The following is a 6389-nucleotide window of genomic DNA, read 5'->3' as shown; positions in this document are numbered from 1 at the left end:
GTGAGTATTTATTTCTTCTATGAATTTATCCATATCATTGTATCCTACACCACCATTTTCTATCATAAGATCAATCTTATCTTGATGGTGTTCATATACAAAAACTTCATGATTATGTTTTAATAGTCTTAGTGCAATCTTTCCTCCCATCTTTCCTAAACCTATGATACCTATCTTCATATTTTACCTCCTAGTTGTATTATTCTCTTTTTTATATACTAAATAAATCTTTTAAAACCTTTAAAATTTAGTATTTGTAGCATTTCTACGAAAGATTAGGTATACTAGTAATGAATTTAAATAATAGGAGGGAAAAGATGCATATTAAGAACTTAACTATCAAAAATTGGAAATCTATAAATGAAACTCATATAGAATTTGAAAATTTTTTATTATTTATAGGACAGAGTAATCATGGTAAATCAAATATTCTATCTGCCATACTTCTATTTTTTGATAAGATCACATTTAAAAATAAACATAGTTATCATATGAATATCCCTACAGAGCTTATTATTACCTTTGATAGTTTAAAATTAAAGGAACTAAATGCCTTTAAATCGATAAAAAATTCAGAGGATGAAATTGTTATAAAAAAAGTTCTTACAGCGGATAAAAAAGATTATTTTTATAAAAAAAATGATGAATTTCGTCCTCTATCAAAACATTTAGAATATTATATAAGGGAAAATATAGAGATTATATTTGTTCCATCGTTTTCAGCTTCATCCAATAAGACTATATTAGATATCTATGAAAAAATTATATTAGTTATAAGTAATAACAATAAACTTGCTTATGTAGAAAAATTAATAGAAAAACTAGATCTAGAGATGCAGTATCTAGAAGAAAGATATGCTAGTAGAGGTCTCCAGAGAGAAGTAATGTTTAGAATAATGAGGAGAATAGCTAGTGTAACCAAAAGTACTCGGTACAATTTATTGGGAAATACAATCATTATGTATGAAGAACCAGAACTATACCTTCATCCACAAGCTGAAAGGGAATTACACTCAGTTATGACAAATATTGCTAGGTATGGTGGACAGATCTATGTGACTACCCATTCTAGTTCATTTATAGAATTAAATAATTATAAATCTATATGTTTGGTTAGAAAAAACCATGATGGGACCTATGTGATTCAGCATAAAGGAGAACTATTTAAAGGGGATGAAATACAAAATTTCAATATGAATTACTGGATGAATCCTGATAGAGGAGAACTTTTTTTTGCAAAGAAAGTAATCTTAGTAGAGGGACAGACAGATAAAATAATTATCCCATTTTTAGCAAAAAAATTAGGAGTATACAAATATGAATATTCCCTTGTAGAATGTGGTAGTAAGAGTACTATACCTCAATTTATAAGATTATTAAATCAATATAGAATACCTTATGTAGCTGTATATGATAAAGATGAACATATTTGGAGAGATGAAGAAACACGTCTTGTGAGTAAAAGACATAATAAGGGGATTAGGAGTTTAATCAATAATGAGATAGGAGAGATCGTAGAATTTACAAATGATATAGAAGAAGAACTCGAAGGAATGGATAGAGTTAAAAAAAATTATAAGCATAAACCATTTATTGCTATAAAAAATATTTCTAATAATAACTATGTAGTTCCAGAAAAATTAAAACAGAAAATTTTAAAGATATATAAATAGGAGGATTTCCCCTCCTATTTATAATACCAATCTATATTATTACCCCATTTAGGTCTACTAGGATCTTTTTTTTTATCTTTAGCCTGACGATCTTGTAGATTTGCCCTAAATTCACCGTTTCTAGGTGAATAGATCCATCCACCATTTGAAGAATAAAATTCATTAGCTAATCCTAAATTTTCTAATTTATTGCAAATTTTAATATTATTATTTATTTCTATCTCTACAGGTATACCATCTACATCTTTTGTATATAAAGGAGTCCCTGGAAATTCAAAATTCTTCAAAAGATTAAATCCACTATTACTGTTTTCAGCTAAAATAGTAAAGAATTTTTTTTCTTTATCATAACCCTTTATCTCTTCCTCACTAGGATATCTTTCATAAGTATTACAAAAATCATCTATAGATCTTCTAACTAAAGTGAGTTCTTTATTTATTTTAGGTAAAGGTGATAGACTATAACTATTTTTTATCTTAAAAAATGTAAAAAAAGAAAGAAATGCAACAAATAAAACTATAAAGATGATATCAGCTTTAATTACAAATTTCTTCATGAATATCTCCTGTCTCTTTAAAATATTCTAATGCCATAAGGTAACCATAAGGACCCAGCCCAGATATTTGACCTACGCAAGCAGAAGCGGTCACAGAACGATGTCTAAACTCTTCTCTAGAATGTATATTACTTATGTGGACTTCTATGGTTGGAATTGAAACCGATTTGATTGCATCTAAGATAGCAATACTGTAGTGAGTGTATGCTGCTGGATTTATTATAATTCCATCATATAAACCATATGCACTTTGAATTTTATTAATTATTTCACCCTCAATATTATTTTGAAAGCACTCAATTTCTATCTTTAATTTTTTAGATTTTTCTTCTATCATCTCTATTAATTTAGGATATGACAGACTTCCATATATTTTTTTTTCTCTAATTCCCAACATATTTATATTGGGCCCATTTATAACTAAAATTTTCATATAAACCTCCTACTCTTTTTTATATGATACTATAAAAGTAGGAGGTTTTCAACTTATTCAAAATTTAATCACACTTTGAATATCCACAAGCTCTACAAGAATAACATCCACCGGAGACTTCTAATTTTTCTCCACACTCAGGACAAGGTGTACTATGAGTAAATATTTCATCAGTTTCTTCATTAAATTTTTCTTCTTTTTGTTTTATAAAAGCCTGTGCAGCTTCATAATCTTTCAATCCCATCTCAGATTCAAATTCCTTTAATATATTTAAGATTGCAAGTGGACAAGTATCACCTTTAGATAATTTTCTTCCTACAGCATTTCCTCTTGCAAAAGCAGGACAACCGCTGATACCTTCAATAGACTTTTCTAGCATAAATAAGTTACCTCCTAACCTAAGCATACCAGACATAAATATAGCTACAGCTTGAATATTTTTTTCACAACCTCCAGACCCACTCCTTATTACATAAAGATCTTGAATCTTATTTGCACTTGGAGAATACCCAATCATCACCTTTAATTTTCCACATCCGATTCTCAAATTTTTAGGATAATATATTGTATCTTCAGCTATACTTTTTAACTTTCCTCTAGGCAATTCTAAAGTTTCCTTTTCTTCTTGATTTCCCAATGTTAAAATTCCCTCTCGAGCACATCCAGATCGATATACTGTTACTCCTTTTAATCCCAACTCCCAAGCTTTTAGATAGATATTTTCAACCTCTTCTATAGTAGTTTTATTGATTAGGTTTACAGTAGAAGAGATACTAGCATCTATTCTATTTTGCCAAGTAGCCTGCATTTGTAATCTTTCAATTGGATCTAAATTTTGAGCTGTTACAAAGGATTCAGGGAGATCTTCTGTGCTTTCTATATCATTTTTTTCCATATATTGTTTTGCAATAGGAGCAAACACTTCATAAAATACATCTTCTCCATGCAAACTCTCTGTCTTCCTTGTATAAGAAAAAGCAAAGTTAGGTTCGATTCCAGTACTCATCTGCAACATAGTTCCAATAGATCCTGTAGGAGCTATAGTAAGCAACTGAGAGTTTCTTAAACCGTATTTTTTAATTAATTCTATGACTTCATCATCGGAGTTTTCAATTAAAAATGGTGATTTTAAAATTGTTTCTAAATTAAAATTAGGATAAGCACCGTTTTCTTTTGCAAGGTAGGCACTCTCTTTAAGAGCTTCCGTAATAATGATCTTACCTAACCCGTCACAAAATTCTATCGATTCAGGCGATCCATATCTGAGATCCATCTGAATAAGAAGGTCTCCTACTCCTAAGATCCCTAATCCTATCTGTCTCCAATCAGCCACAGATTCTCTCTGCTCCTTTAATGGGTGTAAGGGTAACCCCTCATCTAAAACTTCATTGAGAGCTCTCACTCCAATCCTTACAGCTTTTTTTAATCTATCAAATTCAAACTCATCTTTTGCTTTATTAAAAAAACTAGGAAGGATCAAGGACCCTAATAAACAACTCCCACCTGCAGGAAGAGGCTCTTCAGCACAAGGGTTGGTTCCTGCAAATTCAAAGTTTTCGTCTTCACTAAGAAGATTCCAATTTGATATTCTATCCCAAAATAACATTCCTGGTTCAGCATAATTCCAATTTTGACGTGCCAACTCTTTAAAGAGATCTTTTGCTCTAACTTCTTTTTCCATAATTTCATCTGTATCTATAACTTCAAATTTTAATTTAAATAATTCATCTTTTTTTACTTTTTCCATAAATTCATCGGTCATCCGAACAGAAATATTAGCTTTTTGGACTTTTGAAAGATCCCCTTTTATTCCTATGAAATCTTGAATATCTGGATGATCTATTGAAATGGAGAGCATTAGAGCCCCTCTCCTCCCATTTTGCCCTATGATCTCTGTAGTAAGATTATATAAGTCCATGAAAGATACAGAACCTGTAGTTTCCATAGCTGAATTATTAACCACAGTTCCTCTGGGTCTTAATTTTGATATATCAATTCCACATCCTCCACCATAGGAAAAAGTACGAGCTAATTTTTTAGCCGTTTCAAAAATTGATTCTAAGTTATCTTCAGGAGGAGTTAATACATAACAATTTGAATAAGTTATCTTCCTTCCTAACTTATGAAGTCCTCTGTTAGCTAATATTCTTCCTGCAAAAATAAATTCCTTATTAACTATAGAGTCCTTCAATAAGAGATTCCCATTGGAAATTCTTTCTAACCACTCTTTAAAAGTTTCATCAGTATATTTATATTTTTTTTCCCAAATATCTTGACCTAAAATATTTTCTTCTCCTAACCACTTTACCTCATTCAAAATAACTTCACCCCATTATATAGTTTTTATTTCCCAGTTTTTACTAAATATTGTGTTTTACACTATAATATATACCACCAATTTCGATATTTTCATACTTTTTTTTAAAAAATAAACAAAATTTATTTATTTATTGTTAACAAATGAAATAATAATTTTATAAAAAAGTTGAAATCCTCTATTAAATATGGTATAAATTGATAGAGGCATTGAAACCCTTGTTTTATAAGGGATAAAAAATGGGAGGTATTAAAATGACTAAAAAAGATTTCGTAGCATTATTTGCAGAGAGAGGAAATTTTGAATCTAAGGCAGAAGCTGAAAGAAAATTAGATACGTTCATGACAACTGTTGAGGAAGTATTATTAAACGGAGATGAAGTTAACTTTATCGGATGGGGAAAATTTGAAGTAGTTGCAAGAGCTGAAAGAAAAGGAAGAAATCCTAAAACTGGTGAAGAAATTACTATTCCTGCTAAAAAAGCTGTTAAGTTTAAAGCTGGAAAAAAATTAAACGATAAGATGAACTAAAAAATTAAAAAGGAGATTTACTCTCCTTTTTTTTGTTTTTTTAAAAAATTATATGAAATAATTTTTACTTTATTAATTGTCTAACCTCTTCCTAATTTACTGTATAAAACTTCTTGTTGCTTGGATGTGAAATCAAAATAAATCATAGTATTTTCGACGTTTCTGTGCCCCAAAATGTACTGGACTTCCTTGATATCTAGTCCACAATCAGCTAAATGAACTCCTGCCGTATGTTTTAAAGTATGAAAGTGTTGTTTTTCTTTTGGAATATTCGCTAAACTAAAATATTTTTTGCATAATCTTGTAAGGTGTTGACGACTTAAAGGTGTAGATTTTCTACTTAAAAATATATAAGTTGAATTGTTTTCATAACCAATATATTCCCGTAATAATTTGCTTGTCCCTCTAGTTAAACGGATAGTATTATTCCGACTTCCCTTTAATCTCCTACAAAATAATTCTTTACTATTTTCATGGAAATCTTCCTTTTTTAAGTTAGAAATTTCACTTGCTCGCAATCCACACTCATAAGCAATAAGAAAAATTAATTTATCTCTTTCAAAAAATTTGAATTTTTGTTTCTTTTTATCCATTAAAAATAATTTTTCTGCTTCTTTAAAAGAATCTATTAATTTATCAAATTCCATATTGGTTAAATATTTAATATCTCTGTTTACGACTCTTTTCTTCTTTTCTTTTTTTAGTTGCTTTTCAAGTTCTTTTATTTTTTCTTCTAGTAACATGCTTATTACCACATCATCTTTATTTTCTTCTAGTTTTTTTTTCAGAGCATCCAACTGATTTATTTCCATAAAGTTCTCCTCTAATTTTATTTTTAGTATTAATTTTTTATATATTATATAATACCTTAAATTATAC

The 6389-nt window shown here is 29.1% G+C and carries 7 protein-coding genes; 2 read left to right on the top strand and 5 right to left on the bottom strand.

The window, feature by feature from the left end; all coding sequences use genetic code 11:
• A partial coding sequence (locus tag WBG30_RS13625) for an NAD(P)-binding domain-containing protein (protein WP_424505204.1) occupies window positions 1-180 on the bottom strand: 180 nt, incomplete at its 3' end.
• Window positions 181-317: 137 nt separating this feature from the next.
• Here WBG30_RS13625 and WBG30_RS13620 point away from each other — a divergent pair.
• Entirely contained in the window at window positions 318-1673 is a 1356-nt protein-coding gene (locus WBG30_RS13620) for an ATP-dependent nuclease (RefSeq protein ID WP_424505203.1), read from the top strand.
• Between the two features lie 14 nt (window positions 1674-1687).
• On the opposite strand, the gene WBG30_RS13615 is transcribed toward WBG30_RS13620, so the two are convergent.
• The 3 genes from WBG30_RS13615 to WBG30_RS13605 all read right to left on the bottom strand — a co-directional run bounded on the left by WBG30_RS13615 (window position 1688) and on the right by WBG30_RS13605 (window position 4980).
• Complete coding sequence (locus WBG30_RS13615) at window positions 1688-2230, bottom strand: hypothetical protein (protein WP_424505202.1); 543 nt, start codon at window positions 2228-2230, stop codon at window positions 1688-1690.
• The gene (gene aroQ / locus WBG30_RS13610; protein ID WP_424505201.1) at window positions 2211-2663 is read right to left on the bottom strand and encodes a type II 3-dehydroquinate dehydratase; all 453 of its coding nucleotides are present in this window, start codon (window positions 2661-2663) and stop codon (window positions 2211-2213) included. Before aroQ ends, WBG30_RS13615 begins: the two co-directional genes overlap by 20 nt.
• A gap of 64 nt (window positions 2664-2727) precedes the next feature.
• On the bottom strand, window positions 2728-4980 hold the full coding sequence (locus WBG30_RS13605; protein ID WP_424505200.1) for an adenosylcobalamin-dependent ribonucleoside-diphosphate reductase: 2253 nt from the start codon (window positions 4978-4980) through the stop codon (window positions 2728-2730).
• A 254-nt stretch (window positions 4981-5234) separates the two neighbouring features.
• Here WBG30_RS13605 and WBG30_RS13600 point away from each other — a divergent pair, with 254 nt between their 5' ends.
• On the top strand, window positions 5235-5510 hold the full coding sequence (locus WBG30_RS13600) for an HU family DNA-binding protein (RefSeq protein WP_424505199.1): 276 nt from the start codon (window positions 5235-5237) through the stop codon (window positions 5508-5510).
• Between the two features lie 80 nt (window positions 5511-5590).
• On the opposite strand, the gene WBG30_RS13595 is transcribed toward WBG30_RS13600, so the two are convergent.
• Window positions 5591-6322 (bottom strand): tyrosine-type recombinase/integrase, encoded by a 732-nt coding sequence (locus tag WBG30_RS13595; RefSeq protein ID WP_424505198.1) that lies wholly within the window; start codon window positions 6320-6322, stop codon window positions 5591-5593.
• Window positions 6323-6389 lie beyond the last annotated feature (67 nt).

Source organism: Psychrilyobacter sp. (genome assembly GCF_049671765.1).
Lineage (GTDB): Bacteria > Fusobacteriota > Fusobacteriia > Fusobacteriales > Fusobacteriaceae > Psychrilyobacter.
The sequence above is the reverse complement of the archived record's forward strand: the minus strand, read 5'-3'. Positions and strand labels throughout refer to the sequence as shown.